The organism is Streptomyces sp. SID12501 (assembly GCF_010550245.1).
GTDB lineage: Bacteria > Actinomycetota > Actinomycetes > Streptomycetales > Streptomycetaceae > Streptomyces.
The window spans coordinates 1-449 of the sequence record NZ_JAAGLU010000609.1; the positions used below are offsets into that span (position 1 = coordinate 1).

Here is a 449-nt window from a genome sequence, read left to right on the forward strand (position 1 = left end):
CGACCGGCTTCACGCTCACCGGGTCCGTGCCCAGTTCCTTCAGCGGGGGCTTGGCCGCGGCCCGCCCGCGCTGCTTGGGCTGCGCGTAGATGGCGAGGGCCTCGTCCAGGGTGATCGCGAAGAGCTGGTCCTCGGTCTCCAGGGACCGCGAGTCCGTGCCCTTCTTCAGGTACGGGCCGTAGCGGCCGTTCTGGGCCGTGATCTCGACGCCCTCCGCGTCCACGCCGACCACGCGCGGCAGCGACATCAGCTTGAGCGCGTCGTCGAGGGTGACGGTGTCCAGGGACATCGACTGGAAGAGGGAGGCCGTCCGCGGCTTGACCGCGTTCTTGCCCGTCTTCGGGGTGCCCTCGGGAAGGATCTCGGTGACGTACGGCCCGTAACGACCGTCCTTCGCGACGATCTGGTTCCCGCTCACCGGGTCGGCGCCCAGTTCGAATTCACCGCTC

At 69.3% G+C, this 449-nt stretch carries 1 protein-coding gene; it reads right to left on the bottom strand.

Going from position 1 to position 449, the window contains the following annotated elements; genetic code table 11:
- Positions 1-449 (bottom strand): topoisomerase C-terminal repeat-containing protein (locus G3I71_RS47525; RefSeq protein WP_275409451.1); only part of this gene is annotated, 449 nt, incomplete at both ends.